The organism is Algoriphagus sp. UBA3586 (assembly GCF_002376385.1).
GTDB lineage: Bacteria > Bacteroidota > Bacteroidia > Cytophagales > Cyclobacteriaceae > Algoriphagus > Algoriphagus ornithinivorans.
Genome location: NZ_DFMT01000033.1, coordinates 35,912 through 61,975 on the forward strand (window position 1 = coordinate 35,912; position 26,064 = coordinate 61,975).

At 39.4% G+C, this 26,064-nt stretch carries 19 protein-coding genes; 12 read left to right on the top strand and 7 right to left on the bottom strand.

Going from position 1 to position 26,064, the window contains the following annotated elements:
- Nucleotide 1: 1 nt before the first annotated feature.
- From B2906_RS12470 to B2906_RS12490, 5 genes are all read right to left on the bottom strand, one after another.
- The gene (locus B2906_RS12470; protein WP_286939908.1) at nucleotides 2-772 is read right to left on the bottom strand and encodes a LytR/AlgR family response regulator transcription factor; all 771 of its coding nucleotides are present in this window, start codon (nucleotides 770-772) and stop codon (nucleotides 2-4) included.
- The gene (locus B2906_RS12475) at nucleotides 711-1,775 is read right to left on the bottom strand and encodes a sensor histidine kinase (protein ID WP_286939909.1); all 1,065 of its coding nucleotides are present in this window, start codon (nucleotides 1,773-1,775) and stop codon (nucleotides 711-713) included. The genes B2906_RS12470 and B2906_RS12475 overlap by 62 nt, the downstream gene beginning before the upstream one ends.
- A gap of 109 nt (nucleotides 1,776-1,884) precedes the next feature.
- Entirely contained in the window at nucleotides 1,885-3,750 is a 1,866-nt protein-coding gene (locus tag B2906_RS12480; RefSeq protein ID WP_286939911.1) for a fasciclin domain-containing protein, read from the bottom strand.
- A 183-nt stretch (nucleotides 3,751-3,933) separates the two neighbouring features.
- Nucleotides 3,934-5,358, bottom strand: a complete 1,425-nt coding sequence (pyk, locus tag B2906_RS12485) for a pyruvate kinase (RefSeq protein ID WP_144603095.1) — start codon at nucleotides 5,356-5,358, stop codon at nucleotides 3,934-3,936.
- Between the two features lie 6 nt (nucleotides 5,359-5,364).
- Entirely contained in the window at nucleotides 5,365-5,793 is a 429-nt protein-coding gene (locus B2906_RS12490; RefSeq protein ID WP_219959146.1) for an IPExxxVDY family protein, read from the bottom strand.
- Nucleotides 5,794-5,945: 152 nt separating this feature from the next.
- Here B2906_RS12490 and B2906_RS12495 point away from each other — a divergent pair, with 152 nt between their 5' ends.
- The 5 genes from B2906_RS12495 to B2906_RS12515 are packed head-to-tail and all read left to right on the top strand — an operon-like array spanning nucleotide 5,946 to nucleotide 11,172.
- Complete coding sequence (locus tag B2906_RS12495; protein ID WP_024282156.1) at nucleotides 5,946-6,182, top strand: acyl carrier protein; 237 nt, start codon at nucleotides 5,946-5,948, stop codon at nucleotides 6,180-6,182.
- A 19-nt stretch (nucleotides 6,183-6,201) separates the two neighbouring features.
- Nucleotides 6,202-7,452, top strand: coding sequence for a beta-ketoacyl-ACP synthase II (gene fabF / locus B2906_RS12500; RefSeq protein WP_219959147.1), 1,251 nt, complete (start codon nucleotides 6,202-6,204; stop codon nucleotides 7,450-7,452).
- A gap of 7 nt (nucleotides 7,453-7,459) precedes the next feature.
- Nucleotides 7,460-8,200 carry a ribonuclease III gene (rnc, locus tag B2906_RS12505; RefSeq protein ID WP_286939916.1) on the top strand — a complete coding sequence of 247 codons (741 nt, stop codon included), beginning with the start codon at nucleotides 7,460-7,462 and terminating at the stop codon, nucleotides 8,198-8,200.
- 16 nt (nucleotides 8,201-8,216) lie between these two features.
- On the top strand, nucleotides 8,217-10,055 hold the full coding sequence (gene nadE, locus B2906_RS12510; RefSeq protein ID WP_286939917.1) for an NAD(+) synthase: 1,839 nt from the start codon (nucleotides 8,217-8,219) through the stop codon (nucleotides 10,053-10,055).
- Between the two features lie 13 nt (nucleotides 10,056-10,068).
- Nucleotides 10,069-11,172 carry a prolipoprotein diacylglyceryl transferase gene (locus tag B2906_RS12515; protein ID WP_091649806.1) on the top strand — a complete coding sequence of 368 codons (1,104 nt, stop codon included), beginning with the start codon at nucleotides 10,069-10,071 and terminating at the stop codon, nucleotides 11,170-11,172.
- On the opposite strand, the gene yidD is transcribed toward B2906_RS12515, so the two are convergent.
- Nucleotides 11,169-11,393, bottom strand: coding sequence for a membrane protein insertion efficiency factor YidD (yidD, locus tag B2906_RS12520; RefSeq protein ID WP_144603079.1), 225 nt, complete (start codon nucleotides 11,391-11,393; stop codon nucleotides 11,169-11,171). The two genes, B2906_RS12515 and yidD, sit on opposite strands and share 4 nt — an antisense overlap.
- Before the next feature lie 107 nt (nucleotides 11,394-11,500).
- Here yidD and B2906_RS12525 point away from each other — a divergent pair, with 107 nt between their 5' ends.
- The 7 genes from B2906_RS12525 to B2906_RS12555 all read left to right on the top strand — a co-directional run bounded on the left by B2906_RS12525 (nucleotide 11,501) and on the right by B2906_RS12555 (nucleotide 23,152).
- Nucleotides 11,501-12,907 carry a POTRA domain-containing protein gene (locus tag B2906_RS12525; protein ID WP_286939918.1) on the top strand — a complete coding sequence of 469 codons (1,407 nt, stop codon included), beginning with the start codon at nucleotides 11,501-11,503 and terminating at the stop codon, nucleotides 12,905-12,907.
- A 362-nt stretch (nucleotides 12,908-13,269) separates the two neighbouring features.
- Entirely contained in the window at nucleotides 13,270-14,091 is an 822-nt protein-coding gene (locus B2906_RS12530; RefSeq protein ID WP_286939919.1) for a hypothetical protein, read from the top strand.
- Nucleotides 14,091-16,193, top strand: coding sequence for a ComEA family DNA-binding protein (locus B2906_RS12535; protein WP_286939920.1), 2,103 nt, complete (start codon nucleotides 14,091-14,093; stop codon nucleotides 16,191-16,193). The genes B2906_RS12530 and B2906_RS12535 overlap by 1 nt, the downstream gene beginning before the upstream one ends.
- Before the next feature lie 162 nt (nucleotides 16,194-16,355).
- Nucleotides 16,356-18,791 (top strand): zinc-dependent metalloprotease, encoded by a 2,436-nt coding sequence (locus B2906_RS12540; protein WP_286939921.1) that lies wholly within the window; start codon nucleotides 16,356-16,358, stop codon nucleotides 18,789-18,791.
- A 263-nt stretch (nucleotides 18,792-19,054) separates the two neighbouring features.
- The gene (locus B2906_RS12545) at nucleotides 19,055-21,094 is read left to right on the top strand and encodes a M3 family metallopeptidase (RefSeq protein WP_286939922.1); all 2,040 of its coding nucleotides are present in this window, start codon (nucleotides 19,055-19,057) and stop codon (nucleotides 21,092-21,094) included.
- A gap of 35 nt (nucleotides 21,095-21,129) precedes the next feature.
- Nucleotides 21,130-22,236, top strand: a complete 1,107-nt coding sequence (locus tag B2906_RS12550; RefSeq protein ID WP_286939923.1) for an AI-2E family transporter — start codon at nucleotides 21,130-21,132, stop codon at nucleotides 22,234-22,236.
- Entirely contained in the window at nucleotides 22,199-23,152 is a 954-nt protein-coding gene (locus B2906_RS12555) for a tetratricopeptide repeat protein (RefSeq protein WP_286939924.1), read from the top strand. The genes B2906_RS12550 and B2906_RS12555 overlap by 38 nt, the downstream gene beginning before the upstream one ends.
- Here the strand turns inward: B2906_RS12555 and B2906_RS12560 are convergent.
- Nucleotides 23,149-26,046: an ATP-binding protein gene (locus B2906_RS12560; protein WP_286939925.1), complete on the bottom strand. Its 2,898-nt coding sequence runs from the start codon at nucleotides 26,044-26,046 to the stop codon at nucleotides 23,149-23,151. The two genes, B2906_RS12555 and B2906_RS12560, sit on opposite strands and share 4 nt — an antisense overlap.
- Between the last annotated feature and the right edge of the window lie 18 nt (nucleotides 26,047-26,064).

Below are 26,064 nucleotides of genomic sequence, written 5' to 3' on the forward strand. Positions count from 1 at the left end.
GTTATTGATTGATCCAATTTTTAAACTCACTCACCCTTTCTCTTGCCACAACTATAGCAGCCTCACTTCGGGCATTTAAAGATAAAACAAGCCTACCATTCAGATAAGGTTTGATCTCCATCAGGCCATCGAGATTGATTATAATGGATCGATTGACTCTATAAAATTGCTGAGGATCCAATAAATCATCCTGAAGTTCTTGCAAGCTGTGATCTATCATATATCGGGAAGAAGAGCCTATTTCTACGACATAGGTAATCCCTTCTTCCGAATAGAAATAAGCTATTTTGTCGCTGGAAATAAAACTGAATTTATTCCCAACTTTTATCAAAAATCTTTTTTTGTAAGATTTTGAATTATAGTGACTTATTAATCTATCTATCAATCTTGAGTTTAAGTTTAAACCCGAATTTGAAATACAGAGTTTTTCAGCTTTTTGACAAGCTTGAACCAACCTGTTTTCGTCAATAGGCTTAAGTACATAGTCTATACAATTATGGTCAAAAGACTGCAGTGCATATTGATCATAGGCTGTGATAAACACGACCGGATGAGCAATTTCTCTCCCTTCGAAAGCTTTAAAACTCAAGCCATCAGCAAGGTGGATATCGCAAAGAATAATATCAAAAGCATCAGGACTTTTTAACTCTTCCCGAAGTTCCTTGATACTTTGTACAGCAGAATAAATAGTCCAGGATGGAAAATGATGCTCAATGATCGATTTGATTCTGTCTTGAGCTAAAGGTTCGTCTTCGACTAAAAGTATCCTCATGGGTCTCTAACAATGGTAAAACTACTTCAAACCAGTCTTTCTGATCGGTAATCCTAATGGACTGATTTAAAAACCTATATCTATCGGAAATGTTTTTGAGGCCAATTCCCGTAGAATCCTCCACGGCTTCTTTCAATTGCTTCATATTTCCAACACTGATACTTTGATCATCCGCAGAAATCTGAACAATCAATGGCTCCTTTTTCGTGAAATAATTATGCTTAACCACATTTTCTACCAGCAATTGGAGTACGGCTGGTGGAATCAATTTGTTTTTTGCTTTTTCAGAAATTGAAAAATTAAAGCTGAGTGAATCCTGAAATCGAATTTGCAAAAGCTCTATATAGTCCTCCAGAAAGACTAATTCATCTTTTAAATTAACTAGTTCTGATACCTTGTTTTGAAGAATGTATCGATAGGTAGCACTCAATTTTTGAAGGTATTGATCTGCTTTCCCCACGTCCTGATGGATCAAAACTGAAAGGGCACTGAGATTATTAAAGAAAAAATGAGGATTTAACTGTGAATTGAGGGATTCTAATTTGGCTTCAGTAGACAGCAATCTTAACTTATCTGCTTCTAACTTTTTCTCTGTAAATTTTTTAAAGAAAAAATAAATTGCATTGACACAATTTAGGAAGAGGTTAATTCTAAATAAAAAACCGAGAGTCAACAGAAAATTCGGTAGCGAGTTTACAAAAGGCCCTCCAAATAAAAAAGAGGTAGTTTGTACTGAAAGTGCCGCTAATCCAGCTACCAAAACAAAACTTCCCAAAAATTGAGCTAATAACGGATGAAAATTTTTGAATGAATAAGAAAAAAAGCTCTCTAAACTCCAATTAATCAACCAAACAGCGTAACAAAGTACCAGGATAAGTGAAAATAATTGGGCCTCTGGCAATGCAGCCTGATACAATCTATCACCATCAAGAATAAGGATATTCAAGAAAGAATAAACCCCTAATAATCCTGGAAAGATAAATTTAAATCGATGGCTGAACATATCGGTTTTTGACTTTCATCACGGTTGGTAAATGTACAGAAACCTACGATGGAAAAACAAGGGGCAGATGTACCTGCCCCTTAATTGTGGTATTTAGTTGATTGTCAGATTAAAGGGTTGGCAATAATACCCCGTCGATTACGTGAACAACACCGTTTTCTATTGCCACATCAGCTGCTACAACATTGTAAGTTTGTCCATTGGTATCAGTGACGGTTACTTGATTTCCAGATCGAGTTACCATTAGATCTTCTCCGGCTAGAGTTGTTACCATTTGAGTTCCCTCAGCTAGATCAAATGAGAAAGCCGTTGTTGGTACAACATGAAATCCTAATACTTTTTGAACAGCTTCAAGCCCTAGATTGGAGATCATTTCTTGAAGAGAAGAAAAACCCAAAGCATTCAATAGATTCACAAAGGCCTGATTGGTAGGGGCAAAAACTGTAATTTCATCCGCATCCAATAATGTCTGTCCCAAATTAGCGGCTGTAACAGCGTCCAACAAAACAGAAAGGTTAGCGGCTGTTGCTGCTTCCACAACATTTGGAAGATTATATTCCGGCAACAAAACCCCGTCAATGACATGCACCACTCCATTAGAAATAGCGACGTCAGCAGTCACTACATTAGCTGTATTACCTAATGCATCCGTCACAGTCACTCCAGAGCCTCCAGCGGTAACCGTGAGCTCCTGCCCTGCTAGAGTGGTAAAAGTATTACTTGCGTTCAAATCAGTGGAAAAAGCTACCGCAGGCACAACATGAAAACCAAGCACAGTTTGAAGGTTTTCTACGCCTCCTATTTTTGTCACCAACTGAGAAAGATTAGCAGCGCCGAATGCTTGTAAAGCTGCCCCAAAAGCATCATTGGTAGGCGCAAATACTGTAATTGCATCAGCTCCAAGCAATGCTCCTCCCAGATCTGCTGCAGTCACTGCATCAATCAAGGTAGTCAATCCTGCAGCAGTTGCAGCCTCTACTACATTTGGAAGCATCAAATCTGGTAGTAGTACTCCGTCTACAACATGAACTACTCCATTAGCAATTTCTATATCAGCAGCAACCACGTTTACTGTTCTGCCCAATCTATCGGTTACAGTAACTGAACCTCCAGAAACTTCAACCAATAAGTCCTGTCCAGCAACTGTCGTGAATGTATTGCTTGCTTGCAAATCTCCTGAGAAAGCAACTGCTGGGACAACATGGAATCCTAAAACCTTTTCAAGATTGGCCACTCCCCCTAGTTTGATCACTAGTGCATTCAAATCTGCTGCGCCAAAAACTTCCAACGCTGCGGCAAAAGCCTCATTTGTTGGTGCGAAAACAGTTATTTCTCCAGCTGAAAGCAAAGTATTACCTAACCCATCCACGGCATTTACAGCGCTTAAAAGGGTATTTAATCCAAATTCATTAGCTACCTCAACCAAGTTTGGCTTTGGTAATTCAATGGATGGAAGCAACACTCTATCAATGATGTGCATAACACCATTTTGAAACTGCAAGTCAGTTTCTAATACATTGGCAGTATTTCCTTGGGCATCCACTACAGTTATTCCGCCTATACTTCTGGTGACAGTTAATTGCTGCCCTGCCAAAGTGGTCACAGTACTTGTCCCAGAAAGAGAAGATGATAAAATTCTGGATGGCACAACATGGAAGCCTAAAACAGTCTGGAGATTTGTAGCTCCTCCTAATTTAGCAACCAAGTCATTTAAATCACTTGCGCCGAAGGCATCCAAAGCAGCTGCAAAAGCTTCGTTGGTCGGAGCAAAAACAGTAATAGAAGACTGGCTTTGTAAAGTTGACTCCAAGCCTGGTACAGCCTGAACAGCAGCGACCAGCGTAGTCAGACCCTCATTTTGGGCCACAGACACAACAGTTCTTCCTTCTATTGGATCTGCGTCGACAATTTCCTGACAGGAAAACATCGAAAAAAGCGCAGTCCCGATGAACAGGTACTTAAATAATTTTGTCATAGCATTAAATTGGTTAGTTTGCTATCAAAACTTTTAAGTAGAAATTAGGATACGAGTTTTACTCTGACCTGTATCAAAAGAAGCTTGAACTGTTCTACTTTTTCTTTGAACTGTAATCCTAAAAACAAAAAATCCCCAACAGAATAACTATTGAGGATTTTAAAGTTTTAAACCTTAGAAGAATCAGGTTACCTGATGAATCTTAAGCATGTTTGTTCTGCCTTTCGCTTTCAAAGGCATACTTGCCGTGTTGATAATAATATCACCTGCACTGACATGATCATCCCTTTTCAGGGTTTTCTCAATATCCTCAAAAGTAGCATCTGTTGAAACCTGGTTTTGATATAAATATGCTCTCACTCCCCATACCAAAGACATTTGAGTAATTAATTGCTTATTTCTAGTGAAAATAAAAATATTGGCCAAAGGTCTGTGGGAAGCAATTCTAAATCCTGTAAATCCTGAAGAGGTAATTCCTACAATTGCTTTAGCCTTGACGTTTCTAGAAAGTCTGGCAGCCATCAATAACAGGTTATTACTTAAGAAAGTGGTATCGTCTTCAGGAATCTTGTAAAGATTATGATAGATCTCTGCATTCTGCTCTAAGTAGCTGATAATACTACTCATCGCTTTTACTGCATTTACAGGATATTTTCCAGAAGCTGTTTCAGCAGAAAGCATTACTGCATCTGCACCATCTAAGACAGCATTGGCTACATCATTGGTTTCAGCCCGGGTTGGTCTCGGATTCTGAATCATGCTTTCCATCATCTGGGTTGCAATAATTACAGGCTTACAAGCGAGCTTACATTTCTCCACCATTCTTTTTTGCCAGAGAGGAACTATCTCCATTGGAACTTCCACACCCAAGTCACCTCTTGCAACCATAATCGCATCAGTAGCATCAATGATGGCATCTATATTTTCAAGAGCCTCAGGCTTTTCAATCTTTGCAACGATTTTGCAAACCTTTCCTGCTTTTTGGATTCTTTCTCTCAAATCATAAATATCCTCTGGAGATCTTACAAAAGACAAAGCAATCCAGTCAACATCCTGAGAAAGACCGAATTCAAGATCCTCAATATCTTTTTCAGTCAAAGAAGGAGCAGAAACTTTGGTATTAGGAAGATTGATTCCTTTTCTGGATTTCAAAATCCCTCCGTGAATAACGGTACAGTTGACATTTTTGCCATCTGTATCGTTTACTACAACTTCTAGATTTCCGTCATCGATTAGAATTCTGTCCCCTGCAACCACATCATTAGGGAGGTTTTGATAAACTGTGCTCACCAATCGACTGGTACCCACTACTGGATCATTGGTGATGGTGATTGGCTCCCCAGGTTTGATTTCTACCCCATTGTTTTCCACTTCACCTACCCGGATTTTAGGACCTTGAAGATCCTGAAGGATACCCAAATTCAGATTTTGCTCTTCATTGACCCTTCGGATGATTTGAATGACTTCCTCGTGGATGTCATGAGTACCATGAGAAAAATTTAATCGAAACACATTTGCCCCCGCAGCAGCCAAGCTTTTGATTGTTTCATAATTATTGGAGGCTGGGCCTATAGTTGCGAGGATTTTGGTTTTGTTAATATGACTCATTGATTTTTAATAAGTTAATAGGTTTTCTCTAGATTTTAGCTTGGTAATATCCAGTTTCATTACGTTTTGAATGAAGGGAATTTCAGCAAGTTTATTCGCAAATGTATTAATACTTATTTGAAAGGTCTGATCTTGGACCAAAAGGAAATAGTCCATGGTTTTTAGTTCAGGTATCAGGTAAGAGACCTGATTTTGTGAATTGATCGCTTTATTTTTCAAAAGTTGAACAAATCCATGGGGTAAAGAAAGGAAATATTGACTAATTTTCAGTTGTGGATCTGAAAGAAACTCAATCTCAAGATCCTCCCATTTGATGAGGTCTAAATCCAGTTGACGATTGATAAGCCAAGCCATCTTGTAGTCCTTTACAGGGGATACAAGGCCCAAAACCTCAAAGTCGTACGTATGTTCAATCTGTAATTTTACCTTCTTCATTTGGGAAGAAAATGGAGCAAAACAAAGGTAGAAATAAAAATTCAACTCAACGAAAAGCCCCAAAGCTTAAAAATTTACTTGAATCATTTCTTTGCCAATTAGCTTTTAAATATATTTCTTTGCGGAGTGTTATTAACTAAACTGATCACAAAATGTCTGAAATTGCACAAAAAGTAAAAGCCATCATCGTTGACAAACTGGGCGTAGAAGAGTCTGAAGTGACTATGGAAGCAAGCTTTACCAATGACTTGGGAGCTGACTCTCTAGACACTGTAGAATTGATTATGGAATTCGAGAAAGAATTCAACATCTCTATCCCAGATGATCAGGCTGAGCAAATCGGCACGGTGGGACAGGCTGTTTCCTACCTTGAGGCTAACGTAAAATAATAACCAATAAATTCAGTCCATGAATTTAAAAAGAGTTGTTGTAACTGGTATTGGTGCCCTTACACCCATAGGCAATACTTCCGAAGAATTTTGGAAGGCTTTGTCTACGGGCGTAAGTGGTGCTGCACCAATCACCAAGTTTGACGCTTCACTTTTCAAAACCCAGTTTGCCTGCGAAATCAAAAACCTCGATCTAGATCAATTTATTGACAGAAAGGAAGCCAGAAAAATGGATCCCTTTACTCAATATGCAATGATCACTGCAGATGAGGCAATGGCAGATTCGGGATTAGATCTTGAAAAAATTGACAAATCCAGAGCGGGAGTCATTTGGGGCTCAGGAATAGGTGGATTAAAAACCTTCCAGGATGAAGTGACCGATTTTGCAAAAGGTGACGGAACTCCAAGGTTCAATCCTTTCTTTATCCCTAAAATGATCGCTGATATAAGTGCAGGTTTTATTTCCATTAAATATGGATTTAGAGGACCAAACTTTGTAACTGTTTCGGCTTGTGCTTCTGCAACCAACGCCCTAATCGATGCTTTTAACTACATCAGATTAGGAAAAGCAGATATCTTCATCTCTGGTGGATCTGAAGCAGCAGTTACCGAAGCCGGTATCGGTGGATTCAATGCTATGAAAGCCCTGTCTCAGAGAAATGATTCTCCTGAAACAGCCTCCAGACCTTTCGACAAAGACAGAGATGGCTTTGTATTAGGTGAAGGAGCTGGCGCATTGATTCTGGAAGAATACGAACATGCCAAAGCTAGAGGTGCTAAAATCTATGCTGAAATTGTAGGCGGAGGAATGTCCGCAGACGCTAATCACATTACCGCTCCACATCCAGAAGGCTTGGGAGCTCGTTCAGTGATGGAATCAGCCTTGGATGACGCCAACTTAAAGCCTGAGGATATTGATTATATCAATGTACATGGAACATCTACTCCGTTGGGAGATGTAAGTGAGACTAAAGCCATCCAAAAAGTTTTTGGAGAGCATGCTTACAAACTCAATATCAGTAGTACAAAGTCCATGACAGGTCACCTTTTAGGTGCAGCTGGTGCTATCGAAGCTATCGCATCTATCTTTGCTATCAAGCATAGTTTGATCCCTCCTACCATCAACCATTTCACGGATGATGAAACATTTGACCCGGGATTGAATTTAACTTTCAATAAGGCGCAGCAAAGAGAAGTAAATTATGCGCTGAGTAATACATTTGGATTTGGTGGACACAACTGTTCTGTCATTTTCAAAAAATATAACTGATCAGGGTTTGAAACTCTTTCAGAAACTCGGAGTACATCTTCTCTTTCTCAACAATAAAGACAAAAGGCTTGCTGCCTCGGTCAAATTAATGACCGGGAGCAAGCCTTTTAATATTTCTCTCTACCGACTCGCATTAACTCCTGCCGGATTAGGAGAGGAAACTTCCAAAGGATTCAGGATTTCCAATGAAAGACTGGAGTTTTTGGGAGATGCAGTGCTAGGTGCTGTCATCGCTGAGCATCTTTTTCAAAAATATCCCTACAGAGATGAGGGCTTTTTGACGGAAACCCGTTCAAAACTGGTAAACCGGGAAAGTCTGAATGAAACGGGAATTAAAATTGGGCTCAGAAATGTCCTGGATCAGGAAATAGGAGAAAGAAACTTTACAGGAAATAAATCTCTTTATGGAGATATGCTGGAAGCTTTCATCGGAGCCACCTATTTGGATCGGGGCTATCATTTTACCAAGTGCTTTATTCTTAAAAGAATTCTCCTCCACTTTGACTTGGAGGGAATGATCGCCACGACCACCAATTACAAGAGTAAAATCATCGAGTGGTCCCAAAAAGAAAACAAACAGCTGGAGTTTAAAGTATTGCAAGTACACGGCAATCAGCGATTCAAAGAATTTATTGTGGGACTGGAAGTAGAAGGCAAAAGTGTAGCTCAAGGAAAAGGAAGCACTAAGAAGAAAGCCGAGCAAGATGCCTCCAAAAATGCCTGTGAAGAACTGAATATCGCCACCTGATTCAAATCAATTACACATGTCTGCAATCAAAATCGGAGCAGCTCCCTTAAATCAAACACCTTTGGATTGGTCTGGCAATCTCCAAAGAATTGTTTCTGCAATCAATGAAGCTAGAGAAAAGAAGGTAGAACTTCTTTGTTTCCCTGAGCTGGCCATCACAGGCTATGGCTCTGAGGATTTATTTTTGAGCTATTGGTTTCCTATCAAAGCTCTGGATCAACTCAAAACCTTATTGCCCCATTGCAAGGGAATCACTGTTGCCATTGGGCTTCCTGTGAGAATTGAAAATAAGGTTTATAATACGATGGCTATTGTGGAGGACGGGAAACTGAAAGGTTTTGTAGCAAAGCAGTATATGGCCATAGACGGAGTTCATTACGAATTTCGCTGGTTTACCCCTTGGAAAGCTCATGAGATTATCGACCTGGATTTCTTCGGTGAAAAAATCCCTTTTGGAGATATTACTTTCCATCACAAAAACATCCACTATGGCTTTGAAATTTGTGAAGATGCCTGGAGAGGACCTATTCGACCTGGCTATAGACTTTGCGAACGAAAAGTAGATTTAATATTCAATCCAAGTGCTAGTCATTTCGCCATGGGAAAAACCCTAGAGCGGAAAGAATTGATTGAATTTAGCTCCAAGGAATTTGACTGCTATTACTGCTATGTCAACTTACTTGGAAATGAAGCTGGTCGAATGATCTTCGACGGCGAGACCATGCTGGCTAAATCCGGCAAGGTTTTGTATAGAAATCAACTCCTATCCTACCAAGATTTTCAAGTTTTGACTTTTGAAGTCAAAGAAGAAGTTCAAGAAATTGCTAGAATCCTAAGCAAGGAGGAAGAGTTTGTTCAAGCCGCCAGTTTAGGCCTCTTCGATTATTTAAGAAAAAGCAAAAGCAGGGGATTTGTACTTTCCCTATCCGGAGGCGCTGATTCCTCCACCGTTGCGGTTTTGGTTGCAGAAATGGTCAGAAGAGGAATTCAAGAATTAGGACTAGAAAACTTCTGCAAAAAAATCTCTTTTCCAATCCCTCAAAATTCAGCTTCTGCTGAAAAAGAGTTGGTAAATCAACTTCTCACTACGGCTTATCAGGGCACTAAAAATTCATCGGTTGACACGTTTAAAAGTGCTAAAGAATTGGCTGAAAGCCTAGGAGCAACCTTTTATCATTGGACCATTGATGAAGAGGTCAGCACTTACACCCAGAAAATTGAAGATGCTATTGGCAGAAAATTGACTTGGGCCGAGGATGATATCACCTTGCAGAATATTCAGGCTAGAACTCGATCTCCAATTATTTGGATGCTGGCAAATATCAATAATGCTTTGCTGCTCGCTACATCCAATAGAAGTGAAGGAGACGTAGGTTATACTACCATGGATGGTGATACCAGCGGAAGTATCTCCCCTATTGCAGCGGTAGATAAATATTTTATACTTCATTGGTTGCGCTGGGCAGAAAAAAATCTCGACAGGCCAGGATTAGCTTTAGTGAATTCTCTGCAGCCTTCAGCTGAATTAAGGCCGGCTGAAAGGACTCAAACTGATGAAAAAGATTTGATGCCTTACTCGCTGATTGTAGAAATAGAAAAACTCGCAATAAGAGACCGAAGATCACCTATGGATGTATTTCTGATTTTAAAAGAAGAGATGCAGATAGAAGATCAGATTTTGAAGGGATATATTAAAAAATTCTTTCAACTTTGGTCCAGAAACCAATGGAAAAGAGAGCGATTGGCTCCCTCCTTTCATTTGGATCAATTCAATGTAGACCCCAAAACCTGGTACAGATTTCCAATTTTATCAGGGGGATACAAAGAAGAATTAGAACAATTAGATCAACTTTGACCAAACCTAATTTATGCTCTCTTTTATCTTAAATTATGTAGTGTGGGACCCTAATCCAGCTGTTTTTGCAGGATTTGAAAGACTTCGGTGGTACAGCCTTTTGTTTGCCTTGGGCTTTATTATCTCCCAACAGTTCATGGTTTATTTCTTCAAAAAAGAAGGACATAATGAAGCTTTGGTAGATAAATTGACCATTTACATGGTGCTGGCAACAATCATTGGCGCTCGATTGGGGCATGTGCTGTTTTATGAACCCGAAAAATATTTAAGCAATCCCATAGACATCCTCAAAGTCTGGGAAGGCGGACTTGCTTCCCATGGAGCCGCTATTGCAATCCTTTTTGCACTTTGGCTTTATGCCAAAAAGACTCCTGGACAAAGTTACCTATGGGTGGTTGATCGAATTGTCATCGTAACCGCCATGACGGGTGCTTTGATTCGCTTTGGAAATTTAATGAACTCTGAAATCGGGGGTAAAGACACAGGAACGGACACCGGCATAGTGTATATGAGAGATACCGAAGAGGTTTTGGAAAGCTTGCGGGTTCCTATAGAGTCTATTGATGCCTACAAACCAGAGGATAGGCAAAATGAGCTAACTGGAAATGGTATTGTTCCTGTGAATATTGACATTGTCATCAACAAGGGGAACTTCACTAAGGAAACCTTGGAGTCTACTTTAAGAAGCGATATCAAATACGCATTGACCCAGTTTAATTCCTCCAAAAAGTATTTGGCAGAAGAAGTGGAAACTCCACTAAATCTGACTTTGACTGAGGAGTCTAACCAATATGTCGCCACAGTCAAAACATTTGGCCGAGCCAAGCACCCAACCCAGATTTATGAATCCATTTCTTATTTTATCATTTTCTTAATTTTATTAAGCATTTGGATTAAATATAAAGAGCGGGTTCCTGAAGGTTTGCTTCTTGGTTTATTCTTGATTTCTGTTTTTGGAATGCGATTCGTCTGGGAGTTTTTCAAAGAGAACCAAGTTGAATTTGAAGAGACCATGCAATTCAACATGGGGCAAATCTTGAGTATTCCACTGGTGATTGCAGGAGTACTCCTCGTTTTGAGAGCCTTGAAAAAAGGTATTCCTGCGAAAGAAAATTAAGGTACGGGATCATGTCCATGTCCTCCCCAAGGATGGCATCTGGATATGCGCTTGATCCCCATCCATCCTCCTTTGAGTGGACCATGTTTTAAAATGGCCTCTTTGGTATATTGACTGCAAGTCGGGGTAAATCTACAGCTTGTAGGAAATAAAGGAGAAATGGTGTATTGATATACCAAAACAGGGAAAATGGCAATCTTTCTGATGGCGTCTTTGAGCATGGTTCAAGCGTTTGGAGAGCTCGCTTGTTTAAACCAAAAGTATTGATTCTGAATTCCTTTTGAAACTTAAAATTTCACATATTCTTTTTCTTAGCCTTTCATGGCTAATGCTCAAGCCGGATAAAATCTTTGCTCAGGATACCTCTTTGGCACCTATGGTAGAGTATATCAACGGTTATCCCGACTCAGTGAAGGTCAATAATATTTTCATTATTGGAAATGAAAAAACTCAGAAGAATATCATTTTAAGGGAGTTGGACTTTACTACCGACTATTATTATGACTGGAATACTTTTTTGGAAATTATCCAGGCTGACCAAAAGAAAATCTACAATCTCAGACTTTTTACCTCAGTTGAAATTACGCCTTTAATGAGCGGGAATAACGAAGTGGAAGTACTCATAGCCGTCAAAGAAAGGTGGTATATCCTACCCTCTTTGATTTTTGAGTTGGCGGATAGAAACTTCTCAGAATGGTGGACCAACCAAAATCGGGACTTCTCAAGAGTTAATTTTGGGCTACGTTTATCTCATGCCAATGTAGGAGGAAGAAATGAAAAGCTTCGATTTGCCGGCCAGCTGGGTTTTACCAGAGCATTGGATGTGCTTTACAGCAAACCATATATTGATAAAAAACAAAAGCACGGGATTGCAGCTCAAGTAACATTTTTTGAGCAGAAAACTATTCCACTCAGATCCAGCAACAATAAACAAGTCTTCTTCTCCAATGAGCAAGAAGATGTTTTGAGAAAAAACTTTGGATTAGCCCTTAGATACACATACAGAAGGACTTTTTATAATTTTCACTTCTTCAATTTGGGTTATAATAATACCAGAATAGATCCCGAGGTTCTTTTACAAAACCCGAATTATTTCCAGCATAACTCTAATTCTCTTAAGTATTTATACGCCACGTACACCTTTAGACATGATAAAAGGGATAATGTAGCTTACGCCACGGATGGGGAATTATTGCAGGTTTCGGCAACCAAATACGGGATTTTTAGAACAGAAAATCTGGACGAGATTGAGGTGAATTGGACCATGAATCGATATTGGAAGCTAAATGAGAAATTTCATTTTGCGAGTGGGTTAACGGCCAACTGGTTTCTCAGTCAATCTCAGCCCTATACTCTGGTTAGGGGTATCGGTTACAACCCTAACTTCATTCGTGGATATGAACTCAATGTAATTGAGGGTCAGCAACTCTACGTGCATAAGAATAGCTTTAGATGGAAATTTATCGATTGGGAATATGATATCTCTAGCGTTGTACCTCTTGAACAATTCAGTACTATTCCTTTTACATTTTATCTCAGTGCCAATTTTGACCATGGATATGTGAAGGATAGAAACAATATCCCTGAAAATGCCTTGTTGACCAATCGATACCTGTTTGGTTACGGATTAGGTATAGACATGGTAGGGTTTTATGATGCAGTTTTGAGGTTTGAATACTCATTTAACAACAATGGAGGCGCCAATTTCTTTTTAAACTTTAAGGCTCCTTTTTAAAAAATATGGATATCCGCTTTCTTACCAGTATTGACAAAAATACGGATTATTGTCTGCTGAAAGGAACAGAATCCGGAAGCTTCGGTCTTCGGTCATCGGTCTTCCAATCTGTCAAGCAAGGAAAATAAAGCAACTGGCATGATTACGGATAATCAGATTAAAAAAAAGAATTTCCTGATTCAAACGTAAAAGTTAGAATTTTTATAACTAACTTATCATTAGATTTTCTTTCTGTACCACAGCAGTTTGGGTAAACCATTTTTAAACCCTAGCCTGAAAGAACAAGGTTTAGCTCAAAGTTTAAGGAAAAGAAAATATCTGTCTGAATTCTGTCAGAACTTTTAAAAAATAATTTCAATCCTATGAGAAAGGGATTTTTTTTCTTCTTCTTTTTCAGTTCCATACAGCTGACTTTAGCTCAAATGGATCCCTTGACCCAAGTGCATGGAGCCAGCAATCAAGCTTTGGGAAACATTCGAGTTCATCATTCTAACGTTTGGTCCATTTTCAACAATGTGGGCGCTTTGGACAGAATTTTAAGTTCAGAAATCCTTGGAGTAGGCTTTGATCACAGATATGGTTTAAAGGAACTCACGACCTTAAACCTCGCCGGAGCATTTAGATCCCAAAAGGGCACTTTCGGAATTGGGATTAGCCGGTTTGGAGGTAAATTATTTAATCAGCAAACATTTAACCTGGGGTATTCCAACACCTTGGGAATTGCCAGTATTGGAATCAAAGCCGAATGGTTTCAAACCCAAATTGAGAATTTTGGCTCGGCAGGTAGCTTATTGATTAGTTTGGGCGGGGTAGCAGAACTATCCCCCAACCTATTTCTAGGGGCTCATATCAGCAATATCAATCGAGGAAAAATCAGTCAGGATAGCGAAAGTCGCCTTCCCACAGCCGTTCAGATGGGATTGGAATACAGGCCCTTGGAAAGCTTAAGTTTATTTTTTGAAGTGGAAAAGGACATTCAAATTCAGCCAATTACTAAGCTTGGAATTGCCTACTCGCTTCAAGATTTTCTGGTCCTTCGGTCCGGAGTAAACACCAACCCCTCACGCTTATTTTTTGGTTTGGGAGTTTTACCCGGCAAAATTCAATTCGATTATTCTTATGGGCAAAATTCCGCCTTAGGAAGTACGCATCACCTTAGTTTGGGATATAAACTGAGAGACTAATGCGGGCATTTGGATTTTCTATAGTGCTGTTGTCTTTCATTTTGACTAATCCAGTTTATGGACAGGCTCCTCCACGAGCTAATTTTAACTTAGATGAATTAATCGAACGATTATTCCCGGTCCAAGATGATGATTTAGATTATGAGAGTATTTACGAGGTTCTTTTTCAGCTTTACCAAAACCCCATTGATATCAACAAAGCAGATATGGAAACCTTACAGTCCACATTTCTGCTTAACCCTCTTCAAATCAATGAATTTCTCCAATACCGAGCTGAGATGGGTCCTTTTTTATCACTTTATGAATTGCAAGCGATTCCGGGATTTGATCAGGCAAACATAGAATCATTGCTTCCTTTTCTGACCTTGAATCCTTCTATCAAACGGGAAAAATCCTTTTGGAAAAGAGTCTCTGAAGAAGAACAAGCCTATCTGATTTTCAGAACTCGCAGAGTTTGGGAAACCAGGAGAGGATTTACAGCCCCTGATACCAGCTCAACAGGAAGAATAAGCACTCGCTATTTGGGCGACCCTAATGATATTTATTTACGATGGAGAATTCAGCATGCCAAAGATTTCAGCATGGGAATGACATTGGATAAAGACCCTGGCGAAAAATTCACCTGGGATCCCAAAACCGCCCGATATGGATTCAATTTTCTTTCTTTTCACTTAACCAGATATCAAGTGGGAAAATGGAAAACCATTTCTCTGGGAGATTTTCAGGCTTCATTTGGACAGGGATTAGTATTTGGAGCCGGATATTCCCTGGGAAAGGGAGCGGAGACGGTGCCCACTGTAAGAAGAAGTTCAGTAGGCATAATCCCTTACACTGCAGCACTTGAGTTTGGATTTTTCAGGGGAATTGGATCTACCTATACTCATAAGAACTGGGAATTCAGCTTCATTGGATCCTTTGCTCCCAAAGACGGAAGATTGGCAGAATCACTTGATAGTTTAAATCGGGAGGAATTCAGGATCAGTTCTTTCAATCAAAGTGGCCTACATCGCACCCCAAGCGAGCTTTCTACAAAAAATCAATTTAAAGAGCTCAGTTTAGGAGGAAATATCCAATTGAAAGTCCCTAATAAAAGACTGAACTCCGGAGTCAACTTCTTACATACCTCCTTCGATAATGAATGGATAAGAGATCCAAAACCCTACAATCAATTTGAGTTTGCCGGAAAAAGCAATCAAGTTGGAAGCGTCTATCTCAATTACAATTGGAGAAATTTTTTCCTTTTTGGAGAGACTGCCTATTCCAGTTCAGGTGGAAACGGTACGGTCTTAGGGTTTATCAGCAGCCTGAGCAATCGTTTGGACTTTTCTTTTTTATGGAGAAATTACGATCGAAACTTCCACAGCTTTTATGGCAATGCATTTTCCGAAAATACCAGGCCTATCAATGAGCGTGGAACCTATTTAGGTTTAGAATTCCGTCCCAACAAAGTATGGAAGATCAATGCTTATTATGATTTATTCAAATTTCCTTGGCTGAAATACAGAGTGTATGCACCTTCAGCAGGTCATGAGTGGCTTGCAAGAATTACTTATAGACCCACTAGGACACTCACGACATTAATTCAATTCAGGGAGGAACAAAAAGATAGAAATGCATCTGACTCCGGAGAGCCTAATCTCCCTTATCTTGTGCTGCCTATCAAAAGATCGAATGGCATCCTAAGCTTGGAGTATCAACTGAGCAAGGAGGTTTTTATTCGTTCTCGCATACTTTGGTCACAAGTACAGATGGATCGTCTCAGAAGTAATGGCTTTCTTATTCTTCAGGATTTTAAATGGGATAAAAACAGATGGAAATTTACTGCCCGCTATTCGCTTTTTGACACTGATGATTATGATAGCAGGTTGTTTGCGTTTGAAAATAATGTGCTTTGGACTTTTTCAATTCCAGCTTTTTTTGGACAAGGACAGCGAAGTTATTTAGTAAGCGAGTATACCGTAAACTCTCAAATTAGACTGTATTTAAGGATAGCACGAACAAGCTATACTGACCGTGAAAGAATAGGCTCTGGACTCCAAACTATTGAAGGATCCACACTTACCGAAAGTAGTTTTTTGATCCGGTATTTATTTCACAGGTAATTTTCCATCAATGGCTGAAAGAAGCCATCCTTTTTTGATAATTTGAGGGCTAAGTTTGAATCTGTTATAGCCACTTCATTTGGAAGTTTTTAACAATTGGAATCCACTATTGAATCGGTTATCACAGCAGATAATTCAAAGAAAAAAATAAACTCTAATCACGTGAAAAGATTACTGACCACCACCCTAATTCTATTACTCCTTGTTTTTCAAATTCAGGCACAAAATCTTGATTTGGGAAAACTCTCCAAAAAAGACGGCTTTGTCACCTTCTATCTAGATGAAGAAAAAGGAAAAATTTACCTGGAAATAGACAAACTTGATCACGAATTTCTTTATGTAAGTTCTCTCACAGCAGGTGTAGGATCAAACGACCTGGGATTGGATCGCGGTCAGTTGGGAGACACCAGAATCGTAGAATTCAGAAGATCAGGAAATAAGGTTCTCTTGGTTCATAAAAACTATGATTACCGAGCTTATTCAGATAATCCTTATGAGGTCAAATCCATTCAGGATGCATTTGCCGAATCCGTTTTATGGGGATTTGAAATCAGCCAAAAAAATGGAGATAAGCTAATTGTAGATGCTACCTCCTTTTACATGCAGGATACCCATGGAGTGGCAGACAGGCTTAATCAAAGAAGACAGGGAAGTTATAAAGCAGACGCTTCCCGATCTGCATTGTACTTTCCTATGACCAAAAACTTCCCGAAAAACACGGAAGTTGAAGCCATAATAACCCTCACAGGAAATGCTACTGGAGCCTTGATAAGATCAGTTACTCCTAGTCCAGATGCAGTTACCGTTAGACAAAGACACTCATTCATTGAGTTGCCTGATGATCAATACGAGCCAAGAGAATTTGATCCAAGAGCCGGATTCTTTTCCATCAGCTACATGGATTTCACGACTCCAATTTCAGAGCCTATCGTTAAGCGTTTTATATCCAGACATAGATTAGAAAAGAAAGACCCGAAAGCAGCGGTTTCAGAGGCAGTTGAGCCGATTGTGTATTATTTGGATCGTGGTACACCTGAGCCTGTGGCATCTGCCTTGATCGAAGGCGGAAATTGGTGGAATCAAGCCTTTGAAGCAGCGGGATTTAAAAATGCCTTTAGAGTTGAATTGGCGCCTGAAGGAATGGACTTGATGGATGTAAGGTACAATGTGATTCAGTGGGTGCATAGATCTACCCGTGGCTGGTCATATGGTAGTAGCGTCAGAGATCCTAGAACAGGCGAAATCATCAAAGGTCATGTTTCTTTGGGTTCACTTCGTGTAAGACAGGATTATTTGATTGCTCAAGGTTTACTTCAGCCCTTTGAAGATGGAAAACCTGCCGATCCAAAAATGCTGGAAATGGCACTTGCAAGATTAAGACAATTATCTGCCCATGAAATTGGACATACTATTGGTTTGGCTCACAGCTACGCGACCTCCGCAGTAGGTAGGGTTTCAGTAATGGATTACCCCTATCCTTTAATTACTCAAAACGCTCAGGGTGAATTGGACCTGAGCAATGCTTATGATGATAAAATAGGGGCATGGGACAAGTGGGCAATAACCTATGGGTATGGATATCCTTCTCAAGGTCAGACTGAAGAGACATTTTTGAAAAACACCTTGGAAAAAACTTATGCTGAGGGGTACGAATTTATTACTGACTCTGATTCTAGGGACCCAAGTGGAGCCCATCCACGGTCGCATTTATGGGATAATGGCGAGTCTGCTCCCAAAGAATTGATGCGAATGCTAGGCATCCGATCCAATAAACTCAAAACCTTTGGTTTAAATGCCATTCCTGATGGTACGCCGGAAGCTTTACTTGAAGAAGTTTTGGTACCTCTTTATCTCATGCACAGATATCAAGTTGAAGCCACCAGCAAGTTGATTGGAGGTTTGGATTACACATACAAAGTCAAAGGCGATAATCAAAAAAGACATCAGTGGATTACAAAAGATGCTCAGATGGAAGCATTAAATGCATTGCTATATACCATTTCCCCAGATCAGTTGGAAATCCCAGGTGATATCCTTTCTCTAATTCCACCAAGACCCTATGGTTATGGGAAAACTAGAGAAACATTTGTTTCAAGAACTGGACCTGTTTTCGATCCGATAGCTCCAGCTGAAAGCGTTGTAGATTTAACTTTCAGCTTCCTTTTCGAATCCGGCAGAGCTAACCGCATTTACCTACAGGGCTTACAAAGCACTAATCTTCCCGGGTTTTCACAGGTTTTGGATCAAATCTCAGATCAGGTATTTACAGCAAATTTACCGGCAGGTTTGAAAGGCGAAATCAAACTGATGACAGAGTCCAAATTGGTAGATCAGCTTATCTCCTTGGCTAAAAACAAAGAAGTTTCCAACACAGTAAGAGCATTAGTGAGATCAAAATTAGGCACGCTTTCCAGTGGGAATGCTAAGCTTACTGCTAGAAGCGGCAGTCCATTATTGGCAGCTCACTCTAAATATCTGGAAGATAAAATTTCAGCATTTCTAGAATTGCCTGAAGAACTCACAGTTCAGGAAAGTCTTAAAGTTCCAGACGGAGCACCAATCGGCTCAGATATCATGAGCTGTGATATGGATTATTAAATCTTCCCTTGGGGCTGTCTCGAAAGTGATTTTGTCACATTGAGCGAAGTCGAAATGTTGGCCATTATGGTAGAAACGGCCTTCGACTCAGATCAGACTGACATTAGAACGAATATGAGACAGCCCCTTTTCTTTTTCATTTTTTCTTCTTTCGTTTATCGATCCGGCACAATTAAGTAACTTAGAGTTTGCTTTTAAAAACCTGAGTTTGGAGGAACCAAAGAATCAGGAGACTGTTATTTACCCGAATAAAAATCTAAAAAATGAGTAACCCACTTTTGAGAGAGTTCAATACTCCATTTGATACAGCACCCTTTGATAAAATTAAAACTGAACACTTTATGCCGGCGATCCAGGAAGGAATCCGTCTGGCTAAAGAAGAAATCGAGTCCATTAAGTCTCAAGCCTTGCCAACTTTTGAAAATACTATTGAAGCACTCGACCTAGCAGGCAAAAAATTGGGGATTATTTCGGGAATTTTCTTTAATCTCAACTCAGCTGAGACCTCGGATGAAATCCAAAAATTGGCAAGAGAAATATCTCCTCTCCTAACTCAGCACAGCAATGATATTCTTTTAGACAAGGATTTATTTCTGAGAGTTCAGCAAATTTTCAAGCAACAGGATGAACTCAAACTTAGCCCTGAACAAAAAACTTTACTGGAGAAAACATATAAGGCATTTGTACGAAACGGTGCCAATCTATCTGATGAAGATGCAGATAAACTGAGAAAAATTGACCAGGAATTGGCCCAATTATCTCTGCAGTTTGGAGAAAATGTATTGGCAGAAACCAACAAGTTTGTACACTTTGTATCTGAAGAATCTGAAGTAGAGGGACTTCCAGAAAGTATCAAAGAGGCTGCAGCACAGACAGCTGAAGAAAAAGGGAAAGCTGGACAATGGGCATTTACTTTGGACTACCCTTCCTACATCCCTGCCATGACCTATCTGAAAAACAGGGAGTTGAGAAAAAAACTTTTCATCGCATATAATACCAAGTCTTCTAAGGGCGATGAACTTGACAATCAGGAGACGATCAAAAAAATCCTAAATCTCCGTCATCAAAGAGCTCATTTGCTGGGTTATTCTTCACATTCTCATTTTGTATTGGAGGAGCGTATGGCCAAAAGTCCAAAGGCAGTGATGGATTTTTTGGAGAACTTACTGGTTCAGGCGAAGCCAAAGGCTGAAGAGGAACTAGAGGAGCTCAGCAAGTTTGCAAATGATCTGGATGGTTTGGAAAGATTGGAAAAATGGGACTTCGCCTATTATTCCGAACTTTTGAAAAAGGAAAAATATGAATTGGACGATGAGCTCCTTCGCCCATATTTCCAGTTGGAAAATGTCATTGATGGAGTTTTTCAAACTGCCGGAAAACTATACGGTCTTAAATTCAAAGCCAATCAAGAAATTCCAGTTTACCATAAAGACGTCACAGCCTACGAGGTCCAGGATCTTCAAGGCAATCATATTTCCGTTTTTTATGCGGATTTCTTCCCAAGACCTGGAAAGAGAAACGGGGCATGGATGACCAGCTACAAGGGGCAATTCAAGTTAGAAGGGAAAGACCAAAGACCTCATGTGTCCATAGTCTGCAATTTCACCAAACCTACTAAGAGTAAGCCAAGCCTTTTAACTTTCAATGAGGTCACTACCCTTTTCCATGAATTTGGACATGCTTTGCATGGAATGCTTGCAAATAGTAAGTATGAGTCCTTATCGGGAACTAGTGTGTTTTGGGATTTTGTTGAGCTTCCATCTCAGATTTTCGAAAACTGGTGCTATGAAAAAGAGTGTTTGGATTTGTTTGCCAAGCATTATGAAACCGGAGAAAAAATCCCTGAAGATTTGATCGAAAGAATCAAAAAAGCTTCAAACTACTTACAAGGCTATCAAACGGTAAGACAGATCAGTTTTGGGCTTTTGGACATGGCCTATCATAGCCAGGATCCTTCTCAGATTGAGGATATTTTTGATTTTGAGAAAGAGGTAATGAAAAAAACAGAATTGCTTCCATCTGTTCCGAATACTTTGATGAGCACTGCATTTTCACACATATTCCAGGGAGGCTATTCATCTGGCTATTACAGTTATAAATGGGCCGAAGTATTGGATGCCGATGCATTTGAGCTATTTCAGGAAAAAGGAGTTTTTGATGAGGAAACGGCCAAATCATTCCAAAAGAATATTTTAGCAGCTGGAGGAACCGAGCATCCTTCAATTTTATACAAAAGATTCAGAGGAAGAGACCCACAGCCGGATGCTTTGATGCGGAGAGCTGGGTTAGTGAAAAAGCAGTAGTTCTTAATTTTATTAAACAGAGAAATACGATTTAAATGAGCATCAAGAAGCTTGAAATTCCGACTTATCTGAGTGCTTTATCCGTGATGGTCTTCATCATCGTATTGACCTTCTTTTTGATTGTCGGAAAAAGCCTTTTGATCCCTCTTTTTCTAGGTGGGTTCTTCGCAATCCTTTTTACTCCTTTCAGCAATTGGATGGAGAGTAAGAAAGTACCGAAAATTCTATCTTCGGTCATCTCTCTATTATGCATGACCTTAATTGTGGGAGGTCTTTTATCATTTATTGTTGGGAATGTGGCCTCATTTACCAGTGACTTCGATGATGTCACGAGTAAAATAAATACCTATGCCCAGCGAATAGACGAGTGGACCCAATCCACTTTTCAAATGGACTATGAGATAAGAAATAAAGCCAATACGGATTATCTCAAAGGAGTACTTAAAGAAAATAGCTCTAGCATTTCAGATTTCGCCATGAAAACTGTGGGATCTCTTTCGGGATTGGTTCTTATACCAGTTTTCATGTTCTTTTTTCTGCTGTATAGGCATCATTTGACTCAAATGATGATCATGATCTATAGAGATAGGGATCCCAACTTGGTTAAAATGCGAATTACCAGTCTAAGAAAGGTCATTCTACACTATATCGTCGGCGTGGGAAAAGTCATGATCATCTTGGCTATTCTGAATATTTCGGCCTACTCAGCATTGGGAATCAAACATGCAATCTTCTTCGGTGTACTAGGGGCATTATTGAATATCATACCCTATGTAGGCCCCTTTTTCGGAGTTCTCCTGCCCGTTATTTATTCCTTTTTGACAAAGGACAGTTTGTTTTATCCGGTTGCTGTGATTGTTTGTTACCAAATTATTCAAATGCTGGAGGGCAACTTTCTAACTCCAAAAATTGTAGGAGGAAATGTTAACCTCAATGCCTTCATCACTTTTTTGGGTTTATTAATTGGTGGAACAATTTGGGGAGTTGCTGGTATGATATTGGTAATTCCTGCAATGGCGATCTTACGTGAAATATTTGATTTGAGCGAAACGACCAAGCCATTTGCTTACCTCATGGGTGAGGAAAAAGAAAAGACAGAAGAAAATGAAAAGCCTGAAGCTGAAAATGAAAGTTCAGAATAACATACTAACCCTAATTTTGATCCTTTTTTTAATTGGTTGCGATTCTGATGAAGACAGAAAGGGTCGCTTCCTTTTGAAAGGGAATGAAAAATTGGAAGAAAATGATCCTAAATCAGCTTTAGGATTTTACCAGGAAGCATTGGATATTGATTCCACTTATGCAGATGCCTGGTTCAATAAGGCAGTGGCTCATTTACAATTAAACCAGCTGGAAGAGGCTATTGCAGATTTTTCCCAAGCCATCAGATACAAAAACAATTATGTGGACGCTTACTTCCAAAGAGGACTGAGTTATTTGGATAATGGAGAATTTTACAAAGCCCGAACCGATGCCGAATGGATGACTACAAACAACTCGGATAATTGGCAAGGCTTCTTTTTAAGTGGCTTGGTAGCAGAAAAACTGGAGGATTATGAACTTGCTCTCAATTCTTTTCAAAAAGCATTGGAGCTTAATCCTGAAAATTCAGATCTATTAGTCAACCAGGCTACGATTTATTATTACCAAGATGAGTATGCTAAAGCTTCAGAATTATTGGATAAAGCGGAGCAGATAAATCCAAATGAACCTAATCTTCACAATCTAAGGTCTATGATTTCCTTTGATGAAGGAAATTATCAGTTGGCCTTAAATGCTGTAGAAAAAGCGATAAGCCTCAACAATAGAGAAGCCTATTATTATAACAATAAAGGATTATACCTTCTATTCTTAGGAAATAAAGAGGAAGCCTTGGACCTAATCAATCAAAGTCTTCAGATGAATTCTAATAATCCTTTTGCTTTGAGAAATAAGGGGATTTATTATGTTATGACAGGAGATAAAATATCTGCTTTGTCGTATTTGAAAGAATTGTATGAAGATTATCCTGAGATGGATTTACTAGAAGAATACTATCAAAAAGCGCTAGAACTTTAATTTTTCTCAGAAATTACTTCCTTGATTTTCTTGAGGAGTTCAGCTGCGTCGATTGGCTTTGCTACAAACCCGTCGAAGCCACATTCTTCTATTTTCTCCATGATTTCCAGTTTGGCTGCAGCTGTTAAAGCTATGACGGGAGTATCAATATTTTTCTTAATCTCTTGAGTGGCTTCAAAGCCGTCCATAACTGGCATTTGAATATCCATCAAAATACAATCGTATTGATGATCTTTCAGGATCTCAACAGCCTGAGCTCCATCTCCCACTCTATCAAAAGTATACCCCCACTTCTTGATGATTTTCCCCAATACCAAAGCATTGACATCGTTATCCTCTGCCATCAACAAATGAAGCTTTGAAAAGTCCTGAGTTGAACCTGTAACAGGCTTCTCCACTTGAACTTCCTGATCAGAAACTTCAAGGTCTAGTTCAAAGAAAAATCGGGAGCCCTTACCTACTTCAGATTCCAAAGCAATGGTGCTTCCCATCAGATTTAATAATTTTCTGGTAATAGAGAGTCCTAGGCCAGTTCCTCCGTATTTGGTGCTGAAAGTTGGCTTTACCTGATCGAAATCGTTGAAAATCTTCGTTTGATTTTCAGGTGCGATTCCGATTCCCGTATCTTTTACTTCAAAATATACTTTGGCTCTGCCACTCTTTAAATCCTGAAGCTTGATGCTGACATCCACATTTCCTTCATGAGTAAACTTGAGAGCATTGGTTATCAAGTTATTCATGATTTGAGAGAGTCTGGTTTTATCGCCATTTACCCTCATGTCCAAACCTTCGGAGAGATGGAGTTGCAAATCATTTTTACTATCTCTCGCATGGAAAGACAAGCCTTTCATCACCTGCTCCACCAAATTTCTCAAATTGAAAGGTGCTTTTTCGATAGTCAGTTTGCCTGCTTCGATTTTTTGGAAATCAAGCAAATCATTGATCATGATGATCAGATTCTCAACAGCAAAGTTAATCGTATTTAAAGCACTCTTCTGGGAGGTATTCGGATTTTCCTGCAATAAGGAATAAACGGATCCTGAAATCGCATTCAATGGTGTTCTCAACTCATGGCTGATCATAGACAGGAAGTCAGACTTGATTTGACTGGCTTTTTCCGCTGTTCTTCTCGCTTCGTCGAGCTTGGACTCAAATTCTTTTTGTTGGCTGATATCTGTTAAATAACCATACCAGACCATATCTCCATTTTCCAGTGCCTGAGGCCTTGCTGCGCCTAATACCCAGCGGTAACCTTCGGAATCAGAATTATTCTTTACCCTAAATTGACATTGCCACGGCTCTCCTTTTCTAGCAGATGCAACCGAAGTCATGATCACCTGTGGCAAATCATTGGGATGCACTCTGGAAATAGCTCCTGAAATGTCTTCAAACTTTTCAATTTCAGTCTGAGTAAGTCCTAAAACCGAAGCAATTCCTCTGGAAAGGAATGAGAAGCTCATTTTTCCGTTTTGATCCAAAACCAATTGGTAAAGACCTCCTGGAACTTGCTCAGTCAAATTCATTAAGAAATCACTGCTTTCCTCCAAGGTCTTTTCAAGTGTCACCTTTTCGGAAATATTTCTTAATGAAAGAACTACAAAGCTTTCCTCTTTCTCTTGCAAAGACTTAGCGGCTACCTCTAAAGTGAGTTGCTTGCCCAAATTACTAATCAGTAATGTGGAGAATCGTCTGGAACCTTCCTCGTTTGCTGGTATATCAATCCAGTCTTTCCACTCATCACTCTCTTCAAAAAGTACATTGAGATCACTCAAATGCTCAAATTCCCTGTTCTCTTCTACTCCCAAAAGTTTTTTCGCCTCTTCATTGCAGAGGTAGATTTCCCCACCCGGTCGAGCTACAAGCATCGGGTCTGGGGAGCTTAAAAGAATATTTTTGAGCAGTTCTCCTGATCTCTCAATATTTTTCTTTTCAGAAAGATCAGATAATACGCCCAACCAAAAACCTGTTCCCTGAATGGCATCGTGGTATTCCGCCACAACCCCCAATTCAGATTCAAGTAATTCAAATTCCAACTTTTTCTCGCTCCTTTTATCGGTCAGTTTCTCTGAAAAGGAATTTTCAAAATTGACTTTTAGATCCTCCTGCTTTTCAAAAATTAGGTTGGCAACCGCATCGTATTCAAATGAAGAGCTCTCGGGATCAAAAGACCATGTAGCTACTCTAGCTAATTCCGAACCTTTTTTTCTAAGCTGATTGAGTCTTTTTGTTTTTACAGATTCACTGTAAAACTCAGTTTTATCCCTCCCTATTAAATAAAAATATTCAGCCGTAAACTGGACTGAAAACTCTAAATACTTATATGAACCATCTTTACATTTTACCCGTGATTCAAAGAAACCAAGTTCATCCTGCTTTCGCTTACTCTTCCAAAATGATCTGATTTTTTCTAAATCCTCTTCATGCAGATAGGGACATAGACTGGTATTCATCAATTCGGCTGGATCATATCCCAGAATTGGTTTAACTGCAGCATTAAGATAAGTCAGGAAATCATGCTGCCCGATAGCGATTAGATCTAGTCCATTTTTGAAAAACTGCTGAATCTCCCGCTTTCCTGGCAGCCCATGAGTTTTTACTTCCTTTCCTTTATAAAACAAAAAGTAATTAGAAGAACTTTCCTGCGGAAGCTCAAGTCGGAAAGAATAATCCTTATCACCATGGGTAAGAATCAGTTCTTCTTTAAAAATGTATGCATTGATATCTAATCCTAAGCCTACAAGATTTCTTTCTTTGAGACTTTCTCCAATAAATTCCTCGAAGGATTCATTGGCATAAAAGATATTGTACGGATAGGTATCATCAGCCAAAAACACCATTTCCGAAGACTCGTAAATGATCTTTTTAAAAGTACTGTTGATACCCCTTTCCTGCATTTGTTTAGGTTTTTGATT

Bases quoted from the DNA above. Each gene is read 5' to 3' on its own strand.
- B2906_RS12550 (WP_286939923.1), top strand. From the start codon at position 21,130: ATGAGCATCAAGAAGCTTGAAATTCCGACTTATCTGAGTGCTTTATCC.
- B2906_RS12525 (WP_286939918.1), top strand. From the start codon at position 11,501: ATGCTCAAGCCGGATAAAATCTTTGCTCAGGATACCTCTTTGGCACCT.
- B2906_RS12470 (WP_286939908.1), bottom strand. From the start codon at position 772: ATGAGGATACTTTTAGTCGAAGACGAACCTTTAGCTCAAGACAGAATC.
- fabF (WP_219959147.1), top strand. From the start codon at position 6,202: ATGAATTTAAAAAGAGTTGTTGTAACTGGTATTGGTGCCCTTACACCC.
- B2906_RS12515 (WP_091649806.1), top strand. From the start codon at position 10,069: ATGCTCTCTTTTATCTTAAATTATGTAGTGTGGGACCCTAATCCAGCT.
- B2906_RS12475 (WP_286939909.1), bottom strand. From the start codon at position 1,775: ATGTTCAGCCATCGATTTAAATTTATCTTTCCAGGATTATTAGGGGTT.
- B2906_RS12535 (WP_286939920.1), top strand. From the start codon at position 14,091: ATGCGGGCATTTGGATTTTCTATAGTGCTGTTGTCTTTCATTTTGACT.
- B2906_RS12560 (WP_286939925.1), bottom strand. From the start codon at position 26,046: ATGCAGGAAAGGGGTATCAACAGTACTTTTAAAAAGATCATTTACGAG.
- pyk (WP_144603095.1), bottom strand. From the start codon at position 5,358: ATGAGTCATATTAACAAAACCAAAATCCTCGCAACTATAGGCCCAGCC.
- B2906_RS12490 (WP_219959146.1), bottom strand. From the start codon at position 5,793: ATGAAGAAGGTAAAATTACAGATTGAACATACGTACGACTTTGAGGTT.
- B2906_RS12495 (WP_024282156.1), top strand. From the start codon at position 5,946: ATGTCTGAAATTGCACAAAAAGTAAAAGCCATCATCGTTGACAAACTG.
- yidD (WP_144603079.1), bottom strand. From the start codon at position 11,393: ATGCTCAAAGACGCCATCAGAAAGATTGCCATTTTCCCTGTTTTGGTA.
- nadE (WP_286939917.1), top strand. From the start codon at position 8,217: ATGTCTGCAATCAAAATCGGAGCAGCTCCCTTAAATCAAACACCTTTG.
- B2906_RS12555 (WP_286939924.1), top strand. From the start codon at position 22,199: ATGAAAAGCCTGAAGCTGAAAATGAAAGTTCAGAATAACATACTAACC.
- B2906_RS12530 (WP_286939919.1), top strand. From the start codon at position 13,270: ATGAGAAAGGGATTTTTTTTCTTCTTCTTTTTCAGTTCCATACAGCTG.
- B2906_RS12545 (WP_286939922.1), top strand. From the start codon at position 19,055: ATGAGTAACCCACTTTTGAGAGAGTTCAATACTCCATTTGATACAGCA.
- B2906_RS12480 (WP_286939911.1), bottom strand. From the start codon at position 3,750: ATGACAAAATTATTTAAGTACCTGTTCATCGGGACTGCGCTTTTTTCG.